The sequence below is a fragment of the Mesorhizobium sp. B2-4-14 genome (genome assembly GCF_006442155.1).
Lineage (GTDB): Bacteria > Pseudomonadota > Alphaproteobacteria > Rhizobiales > Rhizobiaceae > Mesorhizobium.
On record NZ_VFVA01000001.1, the window covers coordinates 218195 to 237807 of the forward strand.

18 protein-coding genes are annotated in these 19613 nt (G+C 63.9%); 8 read left to right on the forward strand and 10 right to left on the reverse strand.

Going from position 1 to position 19613, the window contains the following annotated elements:
* Nucleotides 1-194 precede the first annotated feature (194 nt).
* From FJ938_RS01090 to FJ938_RS01105, 4 genes are all read left to right on the forward strand, one after another.
* A complete protein-coding gene (locus FJ938_RS01090; protein ID WP_140690411.1) occupies nucleotides 195-1391 on the forward strand; it encodes an amidase in 1197 nt (398 codons plus the stop codon).
* 105 nt (nucleotides 1392-1496) lie between these two features.
* On the forward strand, nucleotides 1497-2396 hold the full coding sequence (locus FJ938_RS01095) for a LysR family transcriptional regulator (RefSeq protein ID WP_140690414.1): 900 nt from the start codon (nucleotides 1497-1499) through the stop codon (nucleotides 2394-2396).
* Between the two features lie 88 nt (nucleotides 2397-2484).
* Nucleotides 2485-3153, forward strand: coding sequence for a DUF1007 family protein (locus tag FJ938_RS01100; protein WP_140607244.1), 669 nt, complete (start codon nucleotides 2485-2487; stop codon nucleotides 3151-3153).
* Complete coding sequence (locus tag FJ938_RS01105) at nucleotides 3150-4322, forward strand: nickel/cobalt transporter (RefSeq protein WP_140607245.1); 1173 nt, start codon at nucleotides 3150-3152, stop codon at nucleotides 4320-4322. Before FJ938_RS01100 ends, FJ938_RS01105 begins: the two co-directional genes overlap by 4 nt.
* 43 nt (nucleotides 4323-4365) lie before the next feature.
* Here the strand turns inward: FJ938_RS01105 and denD are convergent, their stop codons facing one another.
* From denD to FJ938_RS01125, 4 genes are all read right to left on the reverse strand, one after another.
* Nucleotides 4366-5343: a D-erythronate dehydrogenase gene (gene denD / locus FJ938_RS01110; protein WP_140607246.1), complete on the reverse strand. Its 978-nt coding sequence runs from the start codon at nucleotides 5341-5343 to the stop codon at nucleotides 4366-4368.
* Nucleotides 5344-5355: 12 nt separating this feature from the next.
* Nucleotides 5356-5565 (reverse strand): hypothetical protein, encoded by a 210-nt coding sequence (locus tag FJ938_RS01115; protein WP_140607247.1) that lies wholly within the window; start codon nucleotides 5563-5565, stop codon nucleotides 5356-5358.
* Nucleotides 5566-5650: 85 nt separating this feature from the next.
* Nucleotides 5651-6619: a cation diffusion facilitator family transporter gene (locus tag FJ938_RS01120; RefSeq protein WP_140690417.1), complete on the reverse strand. Its 969-nt coding sequence runs from the start codon at nucleotides 6617-6619 to the stop codon at nucleotides 5651-5653.
* Nucleotides 6620-6694: 75 nt separating this feature from the next.
* Nucleotides 6695-7381, reverse strand: a complete 687-nt coding sequence (locus FJ938_RS01125) for a GNAT family protein (protein ID WP_140690420.1) — start codon at nucleotides 7379-7381, stop codon at nucleotides 6695-6697.
* A gap of 82 nt (nucleotides 7382-7463) precedes the next feature.
* Between FJ938_RS01125 and FJ938_RS01130 the strand changes: the two genes are divergently transcribed.
* Both FJ938_RS01130 and FJ938_RS01135 read left to right on the forward strand, forming a co-directional pair.
* Nucleotides 7464-8648 (forward strand): pyridoxal phosphate-dependent aminotransferase, encoded by a 1185-nt coding sequence (locus FJ938_RS01130; protein ID WP_140690423.1) that lies wholly within the window; start codon nucleotides 7464-7466, stop codon nucleotides 8646-8648.
* Between the two features lie 152 nt (nucleotides 8649-8800).
* Nucleotides 8801-9175: a YciI family protein gene (locus FJ938_RS01135; protein WP_140690426.1), complete on the forward strand. Its 375-nt coding sequence runs from the start codon at nucleotides 8801-8803 to the stop codon at nucleotides 9173-9175.
* A 33-nt stretch (nucleotides 9176-9208) separates the two neighbouring features.
* Here FJ938_RS01135 and FJ938_RS01140 read toward each other — a convergent pair whose 3' ends face one another.
* The 3 genes from FJ938_RS01140 to FJ938_RS01150 form a co-directional block, all read right to left on the reverse strand.
* A complete protein-coding gene (locus FJ938_RS01140; RefSeq protein WP_140690428.1) occupies nucleotides 9209-9964 on the reverse strand; it encodes an SDR family oxidoreductase in 756 nt (251 codons plus the stop codon).
* 322 nt (nucleotides 9965-10286) lie between these two features.
* Nucleotides 10287-11027, reverse strand: coding sequence for a tellurite resistance TerB family protein (locus FJ938_RS01145; protein ID WP_140690431.1), 741 nt, complete (start codon nucleotides 11025-11027; stop codon nucleotides 10287-10289).
* Between the two features lie 102 nt (nucleotides 11028-11129).
* The gene (locus tag FJ938_RS01150) at nucleotides 11130-12059 is read right to left on the reverse strand and encodes a rhodanese-related sulfurtransferase (RefSeq protein ID WP_140690634.1); all 930 of its coding nucleotides are present in this window, start codon (nucleotides 12057-12059) and stop codon (nucleotides 11130-11132) included.
* Nucleotides 12060-12248: 189 nt separating this feature from the next.
* Here FJ938_RS01150 and FJ938_RS01155 point away from each other — a divergent pair, with 189 nt between their 5' ends.
* Nucleotides 12249-12890 carry a 2-dehydro-3-deoxy-phosphogluconate aldolase gene (locus tag FJ938_RS01155; protein ID WP_140690433.1) on the forward strand — a complete coding sequence of 214 codons (642 nt, stop codon included), beginning with the start codon at nucleotides 12249-12251 and terminating at the stop codon, nucleotides 12888-12890.
* A gap of 153 nt (nucleotides 12891-13043) precedes the next feature.
* On the opposite strand, the gene FJ938_RS29285 is transcribed toward FJ938_RS01155, so the two are convergent.
* The 3 genes from FJ938_RS29285 to FJ938_RS01165 all read right to left on the reverse strand — a co-directional run bounded on the left by FJ938_RS29285 (nucleotide 13044) and on the right by FJ938_RS01165 (nucleotide 17326).
* Nucleotides 13044-13220, reverse strand: a complete 177-nt coding sequence (locus tag FJ938_RS29285) for a hypothetical protein (RefSeq protein ID WP_181165494.1) — start codon at nucleotides 13218-13220, stop codon at nucleotides 13044-13046.
* 266 nt (nucleotides 13221-13486) lie between these two features.
* Nucleotides 13487-15295 carry a DUF882 domain-containing protein gene (locus FJ938_RS01160; RefSeq protein ID WP_181168976.1) on the reverse strand — a complete coding sequence of 603 codons (1809 nt, stop codon included), beginning with the start codon at nucleotides 15293-15295 and terminating at the stop codon, nucleotides 13487-13489.
* A 495-nt stretch (nucleotides 15296-15790) separates the two neighbouring features.
* The gene (locus FJ938_RS01165) at nucleotides 15791-17326 is read right to left on the reverse strand and encodes a sigma-54 dependent transcriptional regulator (RefSeq protein WP_140607256.1); all 1536 of its coding nucleotides are present in this window, start codon (nucleotides 17324-17326) and stop codon (nucleotides 15791-15793) included.
* Nucleotides 17327-17499: 173 nt separating this feature from the next.
* Between FJ938_RS01165 and FJ938_RS01170 the strand changes: the two genes are divergently transcribed.
* Nucleotides 17500-19338, forward strand: a complete 1839-nt coding sequence (locus tag FJ938_RS01170) for a M3 family oligoendopeptidase (RefSeq protein ID WP_181168977.1) — start codon at nucleotides 17500-17502, stop codon at nucleotides 19336-19338.
* Nucleotides 19339-19613 lie beyond the last annotated feature (275 nt).

Below are 19613 nucleotides of genomic sequence, written 5' to 3' on the forward strand. Positions count from 1 at the left end.
TGGAGGGGTTAGCTCCAGTTACCTTACCGATTGCCCTCACCATTCGAGGATCGGCGGACACCCACAGGCACGTGCGACTTTGGGCAAGCGCGATATATGGCCGGTGGCCGTCACAATCAATAAAAATCGTATCTCAGGTTGTAAAATTTCCGGCACCGAACAATGTTGGCGCAAACGTATCCGGATATCGAACAATGACAGGCACGCACGGCCCTCTCAACGCCTTTCTCGATCTTCGCCAAGTGCCGGTGGCGCATGCCAAGCTCGGCCCGCTCGCCGGACTGCGGCTGGCCGTCAAGGACATCTACGACGTTGCCGGCTACCGCACCGGCTGCGGAAATTTGCGGAAATTCGCTGAAAGCCCTGCCGCCTCGCGCACCGCCCCCGCCATCCAGATGATTCTTGATGCCGGCGCGCGCTTTGTCGGCAAGACCCAGACCGACGAGCTTGCCTTCGCGCTGTTCGGCCAGAACGCGCATTTCCCGTTTCCGGTAAACCCTGCCGCGCCCGACCGCGTCACCGGCGGCTCGTCGTCGGGGTCGGCGGCGGCGGTCGCGGGTGGGCTGGCCGATATCGCCACCGGCTCCGACACCGGCGGCTCGATCCGCGCGCCGGCGAGTTTTTGCGGGCTGATCGGGCTGCGCACCACACATGGCCGCATCTCTCTCGACGGCACCATGAAGCTGGCGCCGAGCTTCGACACATTCGGCTGGTTCGCGAATTACATCGATACCAACGAAGCCGTCGGCAAGCTTCTGCTCAGCCGCGACCCGCACCAGCACACGCTGGACCGTCCGCTGACGCTCGCCTGGCTGGACGAGATGGTCGCCCGGCCGGCGCTCGACGAATATGCCGGGATGACGGCGCTGGCGAGCGCGGTCTTCGGCGCGCCGGCGACGCCGACGACGCGCTTCAGCTCTTCCCCGGATGAACTCTACTGGTGCTTTCGCCGGCTGCAGGCCAGGGAGGCCTGGGCGGTGCATGGCGAATGGATCACCAGCGGCGAGCGCGACCTCGGCCCCGGCGTCGAGGAGCGATTCGGCTTTGGCCGTGCCGTCGATGACCGCACGGCACAGGCCGAGAGGGTGCGCCGGCTGACCTTCCGCGGCGAACTCGGCGCCCTGCTCGGCGAGGACGGATTCCTCATCCTGCCGACGGTGCCGGGGCCGGCGCCCTATGTGGACAGCACACCCGAGCAGTTCCAGGCCTATCGCGAGCGGGCGCTGCATCTTCTGTGCCTTGCCGGCCTGTCGGGCTTTCCACAGATCACCCTGCCCATCGGCTCGGTCGCCGGCGCTCCGTTCGGCCTGTCGCTGCTGGGCCCTTCCGGCAGCGACATTGCCCTGATACGGCTCGGCCGAAAACTTCTAATGCATGTCGCGCAAAAGTGACCTCGGTTTTGCGATGACGACATGCATCAAACAAAAACTCAAAGCGCGTCGCATGAATCCGCTTCGACGCGACGCGCTTTGGACGCCGCACGAAAGGCCTGATCCATGGACACACTGACCCGCATGCGTGCCTTCATCGATGTGGTCGAGGCCGAGGGCTTTTCGGCGGCGGCGCGCAAGATCGGCCGCTCCAAGGCGCTGTTGTCGAAATATGTACGCGAGCTGGAGGACGAGCTCGGCGCGCTGCTCTTGAACCGCACCACGCGCCAGTTTTCGATGACCGAGGCCGGTCATACCTATTACCGGCGCGCCTCGGAGATCGTGCGCGAAGTCGATAGCCTGGCCGACGCGGTGCGCGAATCCTCCGGCGATGTGCGCGGCCGGATCAAGCTGTCGGCGCCGCGCACCTTCGCCGACGCGCCGGTCGGCCAGTCGCTGATCGATTTCGCCAAGCAGCACCCCGACATCGTGCTCGACATCCAGCTCGACGACCGCTTCGTCGACCTGGTCGAGGAAGGCTTCGATCTCGCGGTGCGCATATCGCGTCTGGAGAACTCGTCGCTGATCGCCAGACGGCTGGCGCCATTCTCCGTAAAGCTCTGCGCGTCGCCGGAGCTGATCGCCAAGCATGGCATGCCGACACGGCCGCAGGATCTCGGCCACATGCCTTGCATCGTCGACACCAATGGCCGCGGATTGAACAACTGGGCGTTCAAGGGCGACAACAACGATCAGTTGAGCGTCGCCGTGTCCGGCCCTATCGAGGTCAACAGCCCGATGGCGGCGCGCGCCGCCGCCATGTCGGGGCTCGGGTTTTGCATCCTGCCGGATTTCATCGCCGCGCCCGATCTCAAGAGCGGCCAGTTGGTGACGGTGCTTGACGACCGCATCCTGTCCGGCGGCGGCATCTTCGCCGTCTACCCGCACCGCCGCTATTTGCCGGCCAAGGTCCGCGTTTTCGTCGACTTCCTGGTGCAGTGGTTCAGGACGCGTGAGATTGCTTGATCCGTTTCAATCGTCTCGCGGTCCCAATTTCGCCCCCTTTGTGGTAACTGTCGGGCTTTCTCCGAAGCCAAGGGAATCGCGACCGGGAATGCACCTGAAACGGCACGCAATCATGTTGGCTTCGGGCTTGGCGGCGACTCTTGCCGCCACGGGGCCGGCTTATGTGCATCCGCATGTTTTCGCCGAGGCGCGGCTCGACGTGATCCTGTCTCCGGATCACCAAAGCGTGAAAGCGCTACGCCATCTCTGGCGCTTCGACGACCTGTTTTCGAGTACGGTGATGATGGAGTTCGACAAGAACTCCGACCTGAAGCTTGATGACAAGGAGCTGAAGGAGGTCGCCGACACCGTTCATGCCTCTCTGGCCGAATTCAATTATTTCCAACTCGTCACGCAGAACGGCAAGGACGTGACGATGGTGCCGCCTCCACATCTGATGGCCAATTTCGACAACGACCAATTGATCATCCTGTTCGAGTCCGAACCCAAGGTGCCGATCAAGCTGACCGGCAAGGTCGACATCGGCGTCTACGATCCGACCTTCTATACGGCGATCGATTTCACCGAGGATTCCAACATCACGGTCGAAGGCCTGCCGCCGAACTGCGCCAGCAAGGTCATCCGGCCGGATCCGGACGAAGCCATCAAGGAAAACCAGAAAACCCTGACGGATGCCTTCTTCAACGACCCCACAGGCACCAACATGAGCAAGATCTTTGCCACCAAGCTCGAACTGAACTGTCAGCCAGAAGGATGAACCCGGTGACGAAACCGTCCCTGCGTTTGGCATTCGGCCTGTTGGCCCTCACCTTTGTCACGATGCATTTCGCCAACGCCGCGCACGCCCAGAGTTCGCTGGGCATCGGCGTCAATGACGGCATGGCGCCCAGCACTGGTCCGTTCGCCCACGTCCTGATGTGGATCAATCTGAGGCAACAGGAATTCTATCGTGCGCTGGCGACGGCCATGAAGGCGATGCGCCAGGACGGCAGCAAGATCTGGATACTCGTCGGCCTGTCCTTCGCCTACGGCATCTTCCACGCCGCCGGCCCCGGCCACGGCAAGGCGGTGATCTCGTCCTACATGGTGGCCAATGAAGTGGCGCTGCGGCGCGGCATCCTGTTGTCCTTCGTCTCGGCCCTGCTGCAGGGTCTGACCGCGGTAGCGGTGATGGCGCTCGCTTATTTCGTGCTGCGCGGCACGGCCGTCTCGATGACCGACGCGGCCTGGTTCATGGAGATCATGAGCTTTGTCTTTGTCACGCTGTTCGGCGCCTGGCTGCTGTGGCGCAAGCTCGGTCCTTCCATCACGCGCCTGTTCGGCGGGGCGCCCGCTTACAGCCTGTCGGCGGCTCATGCCGGGCATTCCCACGCCAGCCATTCGCATGCTGCTCATTCGGCGCATGCTCATTCGCATGCGCTGCACGTTCATGAAGACCACGACCATGCACATGGCCATTCGCACGACCATCACGGCGCGCATGACCACCACCATGACCATGGCGCGCGCGATCATGCGCATCATGGCCATGCGGCCGGCGAAGTCTGCGAAACCTGCGGCCACTCGCATGCGCCCGATCCGGCGCTGCTGTCGGGCGACCGCTTCGACTGGCGCACGGCCTGGACGGCGGTGGCGGCGGTTGGCATCCGCCCCTGCTCCGGCGCGCTGATCGTGCTGAGCTTCGCACTGCTCAACGGGCTCTGGCTCGGTGGGCTGCTGTCAGTGCTGGCGATGTCGATCGGAACCGCGATCACTGTGTCCGCGCTGGCGACGGTCGCGGTGACCGCCAAGAACTGGGCGGTCTATTTCGCCGGCGACGGCCGCATGGGCAACCGCATCCATTCGGTCGTCGAGATCGGCGGCGCCGCCTTCGTCTTCCTGTTCGGACTGTTGTTGCTTTCAGCGAGCCTGACGGGCAGCGTCTAGGCCTGTCCCATCCCGATCGAACGTGATGGGGGCCCGCAGACGGTTAACCGGGAATCTTGCCGCCGAGTTCATCCTCGATATGGGCGCGGATGATCTCGTCGAAACTCTTCTCGGCCACAAAACCGAGTTCTCGTGACCGCCGCGCCTCGAACCGCGTCGGCCAGCCCTTGACGATCGCCCAGATCGTCTCATCTGGCTCCTCGCGGATCAACTTCACTGCCTTCGCGCCGGCAATGCGTTCCAGCGCCTCGATCTGCTCGCCGACGGTGACGGCGACGCCCGGCATCGTCAGGTTACGGCGCGGCCCGACAGCCGCACCATCGATTTCAGCCGCATGGATCAGGAAGTTCACGGCCGAGCGCGGGCTGGCATGGGTGTGCACGACCGAGCGCGGCACCGGCAGGATCGCCTCGTGGCCGCTCAGCGGCTCGCGGATGATGCCGGAGAAGAAGCTGGAGGCCGCCTTGTTGGGCTTGCCTGGCCGCACGCAGATCGTCGGCAGCCGGATGCCGATGCCGTCGAAGAAACCGCGCCTGGTATAGTCGGCCAGCAGCGCCTCGCTCATCTGTTTCTGCGTGCCGTAGGAGGTCAGCGGCGTCGGGTGGAAGTCATCGGGGATGACATCCGGGAACGGCGCGCCGAACACGGCGATCGATGAGGTGAAGACGATGCGCGGCGCAAAGCCCCCCAACCGGATGGCATCGAACAGCGCCCGCGTCCCGTCGAGATTGACGCGGTAGCCGAGATCGAAATTGGCTTCCGCCTCGCCGGACACGATGCCGGCGAGGTGGAAAATGACGTCGGGACGCGACGCGACCAGGCTTTCGGCGGCGCCCGCCTCGGCGAGATCGCCGGTATGGGTATGGATGCTGACACCGTCGAGGGTCGGCGCCTGCGGCGGCACGATGTCGTGCAGTTCGAGTGCGGTGATCTTCTTGCCGCGCAGCGTGCCGTCCTTGGCCAGCCGGGCGATGAGTTTGCGGCCGACCATGCCCGCGGCGCCGGTGATCAGAATGCGCATGTCAAACTTCCCTTATTTGTCCTGGTTCTTGCGCTGGCTGCGGGCCCGCAGCCAGAAAACCGTAAAAAACGCCAGCACGAAGACGACGCCGAAAATGCCCGCGAGCACTGTCGAAAGGCTGCCGAGTGCCAGCATCACGGTCGGCAGATAAAAGGCCGCCGTGCCGAACAGAAGTATGATCAACAGCGCAGCGATGGCCGAATTCCTGGTATCTCGGTCCATTAGGCTGCACCAGGGCGGCGGGCGTTGGTCAAGCTGGCTTCCAAGGCAGTGGAACTCCTGAGACAGGGCCGGTCATTGACCGGGCCTAGTGGTGGTGGCCGTGAGGCGCGGCCGCATCGGGCTCATACTCATGACCGTCGCCGTCGTCGGCGCATTGGCCGAACTCCGGTTCCACGGTGGCATGGCTGATGGCGTGCTCGCTGGCAAGCCGCTTCTTGATGGCGCTGACCGCCTGGTGCGCGTCGACGCCTTCGTCCAGGCAGGCATGCAGCGTCGCCATGTTGCTGGCGCCGTCGAGCGACCAGATGTGCATATGGTGCACTTCACGCACGCCCTGGATGGTCTTTTCGAGGTCCCTGGCGATGAGATCCCGGTCAAGGCTCTCCGGCACGCCTTCGAGCAGCACATGGGCCGCGGCACGCATCAGCGACCATGCCGTCGACAGGATCAGCAACGCGACGAGCACCGACAGGATCGGGTCGATCGGCGTCCAGCCGGTCGCAAGGATGACAACCGCCGCCACGATCGCCGCGGCCGAGCCCAGCAGGTCGCCAAGCACATGCAATATGGCGCCGCGCATGTTGAGGCTCTCGCGATCGCCGCCATGCAGCGCCAGGAAGGAGCCTATATTGACCAGCAGACCGAGCACCGCCACGACCAGCATCGGTCCGCCCAGCACCGGCGGCGGCCTCTGCAGGCGCTCCCACGCCTCATAGACGATCCAGAGCGCGATAACGAAGATGGCGATGCCGTTGGTATAGGCGACCAGCGTCTTCACCCGGCCGAAGCCGTAGGTGAGACGGCCCGTCCCCGGCCGGTCCACGAGATGAAACGCATACCAGGCAAGGCCGAGCGCGATGGCGTCGGCAAGCATGTGGCCGGCGTCCGCCAGCAGCGCCAGCGACCCGGTGAAAAGACCGCCAAACGCTTCCGCCACCATGAAGCCCGCCGTCAGGCAGGCCGCGATCAGAACGCGCTTCTTGTCGGTCGAGCCTTGCACATGGCGGGCCCCGTGATCATGCCCGCTATGGTCGTGGGAATGGGCATGCGCCAATGGCAGACTCCTGAAGCGCTTTGTTACCACGCAATTCCGGACGGAAAACCGCCACGCACTTTTCCTGGAAGTGCATTACGCCCCGAACTCCGCTCGAAAATCCTCGAGCCGTCGCTTTTGCTGGCCGGCGCCGTCGAAATTGGCCGGATCGAGCCACGCCTCATAGGCTTTGCGAAGGGCCGGCCACTCCTTGTCGATGATCGAATACCACGCGGTATCGCGGTTTTCACCCTTGACGATGAGATGCTGGCGGAAAATGCCCTCGAACTTGAAACCGAAGCGTTCCGCCGCCCGCTTCGACGGCTCGTTGCGGTTGTTGCATTTCCATTCGTAGCGCCGATAGCCGAGCTCGTCGAAGATGTATTTCATGAACAGGAACTGCGCTTCCGTCGCCGCCGGCTTTCGTGAAATCAGTGGGCCCCAATAGATATTGCCGATCTCGATAACGCCGTAGGCGGGATCGATGCGCATCAGCGTCTGGCGGCCTGCGACCTTGCCGCTGGCCTTGTCGATGACGGTGAAGAACAGCGGATCCTCACTGGCTTCGACCTTGTCCAGCCAAGGCTGGAAGGCGGCGCGGGTTTCCGGTGGATAGTCCGGCAGCCAGGCGAAGCGGCCGTCGATGTCGGAAACCGAGGACGCTTCATAGAGGCCATCGCCGTGCTTTGCGGCACTCAGCGGTTCGAGCCGGACATATTGACCGTCGATCACCTTGCGCGCGGGTCGCGGACGCGGTTGCCAATCCTTGAGATTTTCCGACACTGAAAGCTCCAATCATTTGACTTTTGCCTGGCTAGGCTCACAAAAACGCGACCCCACAGTAAGAACCACACGGACGGGAAAAATGCTCCACACGATTTCGGCCTTCGATCGTCTCGGCGAGGAAAACGCCTTTGCCGTGCTGGCGCGGGCGACGGCGCTGGCGGGCCAAGGCCGCGACATCGTCAACCTCGGTATCGGCCAGCCCGACTTCAAGACGCCGCAGCACATCGTCGAAGCCGCGATCAAGGCGCTGCGTGACGGCCATCACGGCTACACGCCGGCCAACGGGCTTCTGGCGACGCGCGAAGCGGTGGTGCGGCGCACGCTGACCACCACCGGCGTCGAGGTCTCGCCCGAAGCGGTGATGATCCTGCCCGGCGGCAAGCCGACCATGTTCACCGCCATCCTGATGTTCGGCGAACCCGGCGCCGAGATCCTCTATCCGGACCCCGGCTTTCCCATCTACCGCTCGATGATCGAGTTCACCGGTGCGGCCCCCATTCCTGTGCCGATGCGCGAGGAGAACGGCTTTGCCTTCTCCGCCGAGGAGACGCTGGCGCTGATCACCAAAAAGACCAGGCTGCTGATCCTCAACTCGCCGGCCAACCCGACCGGCGGCGTGACGCCGCGCGCCGAGATCGAAAAGTTGGTCAAGGGGCTGGAAAAGCACCCCGACGTCGCCGTCCTCTCCGACGAGATCTACGACGTGATGACCTATGACGGCGAGACGCATTGTTCGCTGCTCCGCTACCCCGAGATCCGCGACCGCCTGATCGTGCTCAACGGCTGGTCCAAGACCTGGGCGATGACCGGCTGGCGCATGGGCTGGTCGATCTGGCCCAACGGCGACAAGGGTGCCCATCTCTATGACAAGGTGCGCAAGCTGGCGGTCAATTGCTGGTCCTGCGTCAACGCGCCGAGCCAGTTCGCCGGCATCGCGGCCATCGACGGCCCGCAGGACGACGTCGACAAGATGATGCGTGCTTTCGACCGGCGCCGGAAGGTCGTCGTCGAAGGGTTGAACGCCTTGCCTAACATCTCCTGCATCACGCCGAAGGGCGCGTTCTATGCCTTCCCCAACGTGTCGAAGACCGGCTGGAAGGCCAAGAAGCTCGCCTCCGCCTTGCTTGACGATGCCGGCGTGGCGCTGATCGGCGGTCCCGATTTCGGCATTCTCGGCGAAGGCTATGTCAGGCTCTCCTACGCCAACTCCGAGGAAAACATTTTGCGCGCGCTGGACAGGATCGGAGCGTTCCTGGCGAAGTGAGGCTCAAGGCGGGCCGGTCTCCTCGTCGAGATAGGTTACGGCCGGCCGCCACGGCGGTGTCATGAGCCGTCCGGAGGCGCTTGGCCAAGGCTGGGCGGGCATGCCGAAAACGGCTACGACTTCCGCGGATCAGAAAAGATGAGGGACCCCGGATGTTCTATGCAATCCTTGCCTATCACGTCGAAGACGCGATCAAGGCGCTGACGCCGCAGGAAGATGCGGCGCTGATGGCCGAGTTGCTGAAGATAAACACCCGGCTTCACGAGGAAGGTACGCTTGGACCCTCCGCGCGTCTGGGAGCGACACAGGATGCGTGCACGCTGCGCGGCCCGGGCGACGGCGTGATCCTCGACGGCCCTTTCGCCGAGACCAAGGAACAGTTGCTCGGCCTCTATGTCGTCGACTGCGCCACGAGAGACGACGCCATCGTGATCGCCCGCGACCTTCGCCGCGTCAATCCTACAGCCGTTTACGAGATCAGGCCGATTTTGCTCTTCAAGCCCGGCGTGCCGCTGGCGGGCAAATGAACCGGCGGCGAAAGCCCCGCCGGCATCCGCTGCTCAGCCGCGCCCGACAAACGGCATCTTGGTCGCCATCACGGTCATGAACAGCACATTGGCGTCGAGCGGCAGGCTGGCCATGTGGAGGACGGCATTCGCGACATGCTGGACATCCATCACCGCTTCGGCGGCGATGGAGCCGTTGGCCTGCGGCACGCCGACGGTCATCGGCTGCGCCATGTCGGTCAGCGCGTTGCCGATGTCGATCTGGCCACAGGCGATGTCATAGGGGCGGCCGTCGAGCGCCAGCGTCTTGGTCAGCCCGGTGATAGCATGCTTGGTGGCCGTATAGGGCGCCGAGCCCGGGCGCGGCGCATAGGCCGACACCGAGCCGTTGTTGATGATGCGGCCGCCCATCGGCCGCTGCTTGCGCATGGCGCCGAAGGCGGCGCGCGCGCACAGGAACGAACCTGTGAGGTTGACCCCGACGATCTCGTCCCACACCGCGACCGGGATCTCGTCGATCGGCGTCGACTTGTAGCCCATACCGGCATTGTTGAAGAGCAGGTCGACGCGGCCAAAAGCCTCCGCCACCGTCTCGAAGAGGTCATCGACTTCGCCGGCCTTGCTGATGTCGCATGCAACCGCCAGCGCCTTGGCCTCCGTCGGCCCGGCCTCGGCGACCGCCGCGTCCAGCACCGATTTGCGCCGACCGCAGAACACCGTGTTCCAGCCCGCCTTGAGCAGCGCCGTAGCGACGCTTTTGCCGATGCCCGTGCCGGCGCCAGTGACGATGGCGGTTTTCTGCTCGGTCATGGCTGTCCTCCGAATGTACGTCGACCAAAAAGCGCGTAGCGGTTTTGGGACAATGGCATGCGTAAGACAATAGCAAAGCGTGCGGCGCGTTCCCTGAAGCACCCAAAAAGGTGCCGGTTTTGCTGTTTGGGAACGGACTTCGGGGGATGATCGGGGCCAGTTTTCGGCGCAGCTACCCGCCGACAAAAAGGGCGGTCATTGGCGACCGCCCTGATCTGAATCGGGCTTGGGAGGAGGAAAAGCCGATCCGACTGTGTAGAATGATGCGCTTCCTGAGTTAATGAAAGGTTAACGCTGGAAACGTGGCCTGTGCCGTTTTGGCCTACCAGCGCGGATTGGGCGAGGTGCCCGCCTTGGCCGCCGGCACCTTGGCCGCTGAAACCGTCGCCTCGACATGGTCGACCAGCGCGTCCGGCAGGCCCAGCCGTCCGGCGAGCAGGTCGAGATAGCCGCGCTCGGCGCGTGTGTCCGGATCGATGGTCAGGCGCGAGGCGGTGTAAAGTTCGAGCTTCTGTGCGTCGGTATGGGCGCCGGCCACCAGCGTGTCGAGATCGAGCGGCTTCTCCAGTTCGGCCATCAGGAATTTCTCGGCCTCGGCGCCAATCCCTGCAAGGCTGAGCTTGCCGGCGATCTTCTTGCGCTCGTCGTCGTCGACATGGCCATCGGCCTTGGCGGCCGAGATCATCGCCCGCACCAGCGTCAGCGTGAATTCATCCTCGCCTTGCGGCGCCTGCGACGGATGGAAGGCCGTGTCCTTGGGCGGCGGCAGCAATTCCGGTTCGCCGGCGGCTGGCGCTTGCTCCGGCGCGTTGCCGGCCTTGTAATTCTGGTAGGCCTTGTAGGCGAGGCCGCCGATCGCGGCGAGCCCGCCGAGCTTCACGGCTGCACCCGTCACTTCGCGGCCGGCACCCGTTCCAAGCAGCACCGCCGCCAGCGCGCCCGCGGCCAACGGGTTGTCCTTGGCCATCTGCACCGCCTGCCCGGCCTTGTCGCGGACAGTGCCGCTGGTGCCGGGAATTTGCGAGCCGAGCAGATCGTCGAGAAGCTTCTTGGGATCGAACATTCAATGCCTCCAGCATGAGCCCGGCCGAACGGGCAGGTTTCGACGCCGAAGACGTAGGTCCCGAAGCTTGACATTGCAATGACAGCCGGCCCGGATGCTCGATCACGATCCGATATGCGGTCCCTTGCCGCGCGCCTCGGCCAGCGCCACCTGCCGCTGGCGCTCCGCATAGCGCTTGCGGTCTTCGTCCGAACGGACGTCGAAGCAATGCGGGCAGGAAACGCCCGTGGCATATTTCGGCGACGTCAGCTCGCTGGCCGTCACCGGGTGGCGGCAGGCTCGACACAGTTCCGCTTCGCCCTCGGCGAGGCCGTGCGATACGGAAACCCGCTCGTCGAAGACGAAGCACTCGCCCTGCCACAGGCTCTGCTCCGCCGGAACCTCCTCGAGATATTTGAGGATACCGCCCTTGAGGTGGAAGACGTCCTCGAAGCCGAGCGACCTGACATAGGCGGTCGCCTTTTCGCAGCGTATGCCGCCGGTACAGAACATCGCCACCTTGCGCCCTTCGAAATCCGCCTTGTGCGCTTCCACCCAGGCCGGAAAATCGCGAAAGCTCGCGGTCGCCGGATCGACCGCGCCCTTGAAGGTGCCGATCGAGACCTCATAGGCGTTGCGCGTGTCGACGACGATCGTGCCGGGCTCGGAAATCAGCGCGTTCCAATCGGCGGGCGCCACATAGGTCCCCGCACTCGTCGCCGGGTCGATATCCTCGACGCCCATGGTGACGATCTCGCGCTTCAACCGCACCTTCATGCGGTGGAACGGCATTGCCGCAGCCATGCTGTACTTGACCTCGAGGCCAGCCAGTCCATCGATAGTTTCGATATGCTCGATGAGATCGGCGATCGCGGCTTCGCTGCCGGCAACGGTGCCGTTGATCCCTTCATGCGCCAGGAGCAGCGTGCCCTTGATACCGCGTCCGCGGCAGAAGGCCGCGAGCGGCACGCGCAGCTCGCCGAACGCGTCCAGCCGGGCAAACCGGTAAAGCGCGGCGACGCGGGCAGGCTGGGATGGCGCGGACGGTGTCATTGTCCGCAGCAACTAGACGCTCATGGCAACCGATTCAAGGCGACACCGTTCATCAGCCCGTCATTGTGTGTGATGGTAATGGCCGGCTTGATCATCCCAGGACGCGTGACACCGCGACACGCTTCGTTTCATGGACAGAAAAACACGCGTCTGCTAATCGGTTGAATTGCCCACGATATGGAGAGACAAATGCCCAGCAAGACCGAGAAACTCCTGTCGCTCCTCAATGGCCAGCCGGTCATTCCGGTCCTCAAGATCGCCGATGTGGCCGACGCCGTGCCGCTGGCCCGCGCCCTGGCGCGTGGCGGCCTGCCGGCGATCGAGATTACCCTGAGAACCGCCGACGCTCTGGAAGCGATCCGGCAGGTGGCGGCTGAGGTCGAAGAGGCCATCGTCGGCGCCGGCACCATTCTGGACGCCAGGCAATTCAACGAAGCCGCGTCCGCAGGCTCGCGCTTCATCGTCAGCCCCGGCATCACGCGCGAGCTTCTGGCTGCGGCCGCTGACAGCGAGGTCCCTCTGCTGCCCGGCGCCATCACGCCCGGCGAGATCATGGCCGCGCGCGAGGCGGGCCTGCGCTTCCTGAAATTCTTCCCGGCCGAGCAGTCCGGCGGCATCGCTTCGCTGAAGGCCTTCGCCTCGCCGCTGGCGGATGTCAAATTCTGCCCGACCGGCGGCATCACCGGCAAGAACGCGGCCGACTACCTCAGCCTGCCTAATGTCATCTGCGTCGGCGGCTCCTGGGTCGCGCCCGACGATATGGTCAAGGCGGGCAAGTGGGATGAGATCGAAGCGCTGGCGCGCGCAGCGAGCAAGCTCGGGAATAGCTAATGCATGCCGCCCAAACGTGACATCGCTTTTGGGACGACGACGTGCATAAAGGGACCCTAAGCGCGTCGCATGAATCCAGTTCGACGCGCCGCGTTTTAGGCGCATGAAAAAACCGGCCGGCTTTCGCCGACCGGGTCAGTTGTTTGGACATGGTCAGTTACAGACCCTGACCTTCTCGACCACCTTGTGGTGATGCCGCCAATGCGTGACCACCCTGGTCCGGCAGTGATGCTTGCCGTTCTTGACGATCACTGTTTCAGCCTGCGACGGAACGATCGCGGCTGACGCGGCCGCCAGGGCCAGAACCGATGCCAATAGAATCTTCTTCATGAATATCCCCAGGTTAGAACGTACGCGTTCTAACCTGTAAACAGAGAGGCCGTTCCGGGTTCACGAGAAGTTCAGGCGCACGTGATTCCCACTGAGTGCGGTCGACGTCCTGTCGTAGCTGGTCATCGCTTCAACCCCTGGCGCACCCATCGGCGCCGTCGCCGATGAGCGGCCGCAAGCGCTTCGAAACTCCATATGCATCGCGCTTTTGGACGGCAAAAAGCCGCGCGGGTCGCCCAGCGCGGCTTCCGATTCCGGCCCGTTCGTTACTTCGTCTGGAAGCGAGCGACCGACAGGAACTTGACGGCGTTGCCGGTGAAGCGATTGGCATCGGCCATCTGGTTGCCCGACTGGAAGCCGGCTGTATAGACCTCGCTCGGCGGTGTATGCACGATGTTGTACGCATAGCCCGGCGCCGTCGTCGCGCTGGAAACGGTGGTGACGTTCTCGCCGCTGGTCAGCGCCCAGCGGGCGGCCTGCGGCGCGGCGGCGACCACCACAGCCTTGGGGCCGGGCTTCTGGTCGCGGGCGGTGGCCCTGGCTTCCTTGCGGGTCGTCTTCACGCCGGCGCCGATCGCGGCGACCGGGTCGGAACCGGCCGGGCGGGCGACGATAGCCTGGCGCGGCGATGCGGTGTTGACGTCAGACGGATCGTTGAAGGCCGAGCGCGGCTCTTCGGACAGCGACGCAACCTGATATTCGTCAGCATTGCCGACCTGGGCATTGGCCTCGTCCAGCACGGCCTTGACGGCATCCGGCTTGCTCGGCTCAGGCCGCGCCGTCGGCAGCACCGAGAACGCATCGGTCGCCGTCTTGCCGCGATCAGCGGTTTCAGCCAGCGCCATCAGTACGTCCTTGCCGGGCGGCGGTGCGAGGTCCGCCGGCAGCGAGTGTTCGGGACGCCATGTCGGCAAGGGGATGTTGTTGGCCGCAACCTGCGCCGGATCGGCTGCTGCCGCAGCCGCCATGGCAGCAGGGTCGGCCTTGCCGAAAGGCATGTTCGCCGGCGCCTGCGCGGTCGCCACGGCCTGTTCGGTGGTCGCCGTCGCATCCGCCATGGCGAACGGAACATTCGCAGGCGGCTGCGCACCGATATCGGCCTTCGGCCGCGGCGCGAAATCGGGCAGCGGAATCTCCTTGGCCGGCAGCGCGGCAATGATCGTTTCCGGCGTATCCTTCTCCGGCTCCGGAGCCTGCTCGTCGGCGGCCTGCGGAATGTTGGCGCGCTGTGCATTCTCAGGCGCCACGATGGCAATGCCCGGGAGGTTGCTGCTCTTGGCAGTCGCGGCCGGCTTCAGGTCTCTAGCTTTGGGCGCAGGGGCAGCCGAAGCGGTCTCGACATCGGCGCTATCGTCGGCTTCATCGGAGCCGCCGCCGCCAAACAAGGCAGAGAGGAACCCACCGGACCTCTTGCCGCCGGCACTCGCAAGCTCGACGTTGGGCGTACCAGCACCTTTGCGTGCCTTGTAGGAGGCCAGCGCCTGTTCATAGCCAGGCAGCGGCCGGCCATCGCTCGGCACGTGCAGCGTCTTGCCGTTCGGAAACAGGCTGACCAGTTCCTGGCGGCTGATGCCGGGCCAGTGGCGCACATTGCCGACATCCATATGGACGAACGGCGAACCCGAGGTCGGATAATAGCCCACGCCACCGCCCTGCATCTTCAGGCCGATGTTGCGCAACTTCTTCAGCGGCACGCCGGGAATGTAGAAATCCATTGCCTTGCCGAGCATATGCTGGCTCTTCTCGGCGACGCCCTTGCTGCGGCTGCGCAGCATCGAATTTGTCGATGGCGAACGATAGCCGCAGACGACCTGGATATAGTCGGTGGCGCCGCTTTCCCGATACGCCTCCCAGACCAGGTCCAGCAGACGCGGGTCCATCTTGGTCGGCTCGTTGCGACGCCAGTCGCGCAGGATGATGTTGATCTTCCTCAGGCCTTCCGGATCGTAGCGGCCATTGCGCTTGTAGACGATCTCGGCCTTCTCGTGCGTGTGGAGATGATAGAGCTTCAGCGAGCGAACTTCGGCCTGGGCGCCGGTGGCAGCCGCGGCAACAAACCCAAATGCGACAATCATCACAGCCAGCCATGCCGGCCAGACGCTCAAATGATTATGACGCCCGTTTGTGAGTCGTTCGATTCTGTTCAAATCAAAAGGCCTTGCAGGCTGCCGTTTGTCCCCGGATTTGCCCAAACGGACGTGTCGTTTTCACATCCGAATATCGATCCTAGTGGTTAATCATCGCTTATTGAAGTCGAAATGCGGTAACACCATGGCGATTTCCCGTCAAAAATTATTCACGAGGTCTCTTGGTAAACCGCTGGTTTACATCACGTTTCCGGCTTTGGCCGAAACACGATCTGTTACCGTTAGCCTTAATGCGTGAACAATGTCCCATCGAGCGTCGCCCCAACCCGCCCTGATGCGGCAGCGACACTCCATCAAGCGATATCGTGACGGGGAAAACTTGTCCCGGCCTTGCGCGAGAGCAATTTCAGGAAAGCGCGAAGCCATTTTCCTGGAATTGCTTCATAACCAAGGAGAGCGGTTCTGCTTCCGTGAACCGATGATCTAGGACGCGAGCCGGTCGATACGGCCTGTTTCCGGATCGATGCCGTATTCCTTTAGCTTGCGGTAAAGCGTCGAGCGGCCGATGCCGAGACGCCGGGCGACCTCGCTCATCTGGCCGTTATAGTGATCGATGGCGAGCCTGATCATCTCGAATTCGACGTCGGCCAGCGCCCGCACATTGCCGCGTTCGTCGAGTGCCCGCAGCGTGCCGAATCTGGGCTGAAACATGGCCGGCGGATCGGACTCTGCCGCCGGAACGTCGTCGCCGACCAGCACCTCCTCATCGCACGGCCCCGCGGGCGACGAAACGTGAGGCGCCGCATCGTCCGTTTCGAGATTGACGATGCCTTCAACCTGCGCGCGGATCTGCGGAAAATCATCGATCGTCAGCACGTCGCCTTCACACAGCACCGAGGCGCGGAAGACGGCGTTCTCCAGCTGCCGGATGTTGCCAGGCCAATCATAGGCCTGCAGCACGGCAAGCGCTGCCGCCGAAATGCCTTGCAGGCGACGCCGAGGGTCGGCCGGCGCCACCTTCTCCATGAAATGCGTGACCAGGTGGGGAATGTCGTCGCGGCGGTCGCGCAGGGGCGGCACGAAGATCGGATAGACGTTCAGTCGGTAAAAGAGGTCCTCGCGGAACTTACCGTCCTTGACCTGCTGCAGCAGGTTGCGGTGCGTCGCTGAAATCAGCCTTATGTCGACCTTGACGGTCGAGCGGCCGCCGACCGGGTCGACCTCGCCGTCCTGGACGGCGCGCAACAGCTTCACCTGCACATCGAGCGGCAGGTCGCCGATCTCGTCGAGAAACAGCGTGCCGGAATGCGCCTCGACGAATTTGCCGGTGTGCTTGTCGGTGGCGCCGGTGAACGAGCCTTTTTCGTGGCCGAACAGGATGCTCTCGACCAGATTATCGGGGATGGCGCCGCAATTGACGGTGACGAATGGTTTCGAGCGGCGGTCGCCGCTGCCCTGGATGGCACGGGCCACCAATTCCTTGCCGACGCCGGATTCGCCTTCGATCAGGATCGGGATGTTTGAGGCAGCCGCTTTCTGGCCGAGGCGTATCACCCGGTCCATGGCCGGACTGTGGGTGATCATGTCCCTGAAGGTCAGCAGCCCGCCGCGTTTGCGCGACGTGCGCTTGACCTCGCCCTCGACCGCCTCGACCTTGAGCGCATTGGAGATCGAAGCTTGCAGCCGGTCGGGCGAAGCCGGCTTGACGACGAAGTCGAAGGCGCCGTGGCGCATCGCCGAAACCACGGTTTCGATGCCGCCCTGCGCGGTCTGGACGATGACTGGCACGCTGATGTCGCGTTCGCGCATCGCCTTCAGCACGCCGATGCCGTCGAGTCCGGGCATGACCAGGTCGAGAATAACCACCGAGACGTCGCGGGCACCGGGCCCGTCAAGCACGTCGAGCCCGGCGGCGCCGCTGTTGACCACGGTGGCCGTGTGGCCGAAGCGCGTCACCGCGGCTTCGAGCAGCCGGCGCTGCACGGGATCGTCATCGACTATGAGTATGGAACCTGTCATGACTGTCTTGGCTTGCCCGCGCCCGATATCCCCATGGATCATCTTGGCACAGGGTTCTAAAGAAGGTTTCAAAAAACCCGGTGAACGAATTCCTTAGGATTTGACCGGCTTCTCCATTCTCCCCGATTCTGGCCCCTTGATTCTGACCTCGTAATTCACAAAAGGTATTGTCGATGCGCATGATGTTTGGTCGGCGGCTTGCGGCACCGGCGTCCGGTCAGGGCGCGGCCGAGCTTGGCGATCTGCCGGAATGGAACCTTGCCGACCTCTATGCCGGCATGGACGCGCCGGAACTGAAGCGTGACATCGCCAGGGCCGCCGCCGACGCGATTGCGTTCGAAACGCGCTGGAAGGGCACGCTCGCCACCGAGGCCGGGCGCGGCGGCGCCGGCAGGCTGGGCGAGGCGCTGGTTGCCTATGAAGCACTGGAAGAGCTGATCGGCCGCATCGTCTCCTATGCCGGCCTGATCTATGCCGGCAACACCGCCGACCCGCAGCGCGCCAAGCTCTATGGCGACGTCCAGGAGAAGATGACCGACGCCAGCGCGCATCTTTTGTTCTTCGCGCTCGAACTGAACCTGATCGACGACGCCGCGATCGAAGGAGCGCTCGTTGCCGACCCGGTGTTCGGCCACTACCGGCCCTGGGTGCTCGACCTTCGCATGGACAAACCTTACCAGCTCGAGGATCGCGTCGAGCAGGTTTTCCACGAGAAGTCGATCACCGGGCGCGGCGCCTGGAACCGCCTGTTCGACGAGACGATGACCGACCTCCGTTTCGACGTCGATGGCGAGGAGCTGACACTGGAGCCAGCGCTGAACCGCCTGCAGGATGCCGATGGTGAGGTGCGCCGCCGAGCCTCCGAGGCGCTGGCCGCGACCTTCCGCAAGAATCTGCGCACCTTCACGCTGATCACCAACACGCTGGCCAAGGACAAGGAAATCTCCGACCGCTGGCGCGGCTTCGAGGACATCGCCGATTCACGGCACCTTGCCAACCGGGTCGAGCGTGGCGTGGTCGACGCGCTCGCCACCGCGGTGCGCGAGGCCTATCCGCGCCTGTCGCATCGCTATTACGCGATGAAAGCGCGCTGGCTTGGCATGGAGGTGATGAACCATTGGGACCGCAACGCGCCTCTGTCGGAGACGCCGCAGGCGGTGATCGGCTGGGATGAGGCCCGGAACACGGTACTCTCGGCTTACCATCGCTTCTCGCCCGAAATGGCCGAGATCGCACGCACCTTCTTCGACCGCAACTGGATCGACGCCCCGGTGCGCCCGGGCAAGTCGCCAGGCGCCTTCGCGCACCCGACCGTGCCCTCCGCGCACCCCTATGTGTTGCTCAACTACATGGGCAAGCCGCGCGACGTGATGACGCTGGCGCATGAGCTTGGTCACGGCGTGCACCAGGTGCTGGCCGCCGGCCAGGGGGCACTGATGGCCTCGACACCGCTGACGCTGGCCGAGACGGCCTCCGTCTTCGGCGAGATGCTGACCTTTCGTTCGCTGCTCGAGCGGACCACAGACAGGCGTGAGCGCAAGGCCATGCTCGCCCAGAAGGTCGAGGACATGATCAACACGGTGGTGCGCCAGATCGCCTTCTACGAATTCGAGCGCAAGGTGCATGCCGAGCGCCGCAACGGCGAACTGACATCCGACAGGCTCGGCCAGTTCTGGCTGGAGGTGCAGGCCGAGAGCCTGGGGCCCGCGATCAAGTTGCGCGAGGGCTACGAGGTCTTCTGGACCTACATTCCGCACTTCATCCACTCGCCCTTCTACGTCTACGCCTATGCTTTCGGCGACTGCCTGGTGAACTCGCTCTACGCCGTCTACCAGAATGCCGAGCGGGGCTTCCAAGACAAGTATTTCGAGATGTTGCGCGCCGGCGGCACCAAGCATCACTCCGAGCTTCTGGCGCCTTTCGGGCTCGACGCCACCGATCCCGCCTTCTGGCAGATCGGACTTGGCGTGATCGGCGGCCTGATCGACGAACTGGAAGCACTGGACGGCTGATATGTCTCTCGTCCGCGAAGAACAGTTTCGCCGGAAAACGTGCTGGAACCACATTATTCTTGTCCTAAATATTTGTTCTTGAAGAACTCTCCGCGAAAGTTTTCGGATAGCTTTCCGTAAGCTCTATGATAGCCTTCGCTGCAAGTTCAGCCGGAGCGCGTGCGGATCGGCGGGAAAATCTCAGCCGGCCGTGGCGCTCAGGCGAACGCGATAACGGCCGTTGGCCACAGGCAGGCAAAGCCGATCGCCGACAGCTCGACCGAAGCAGGCTGTTC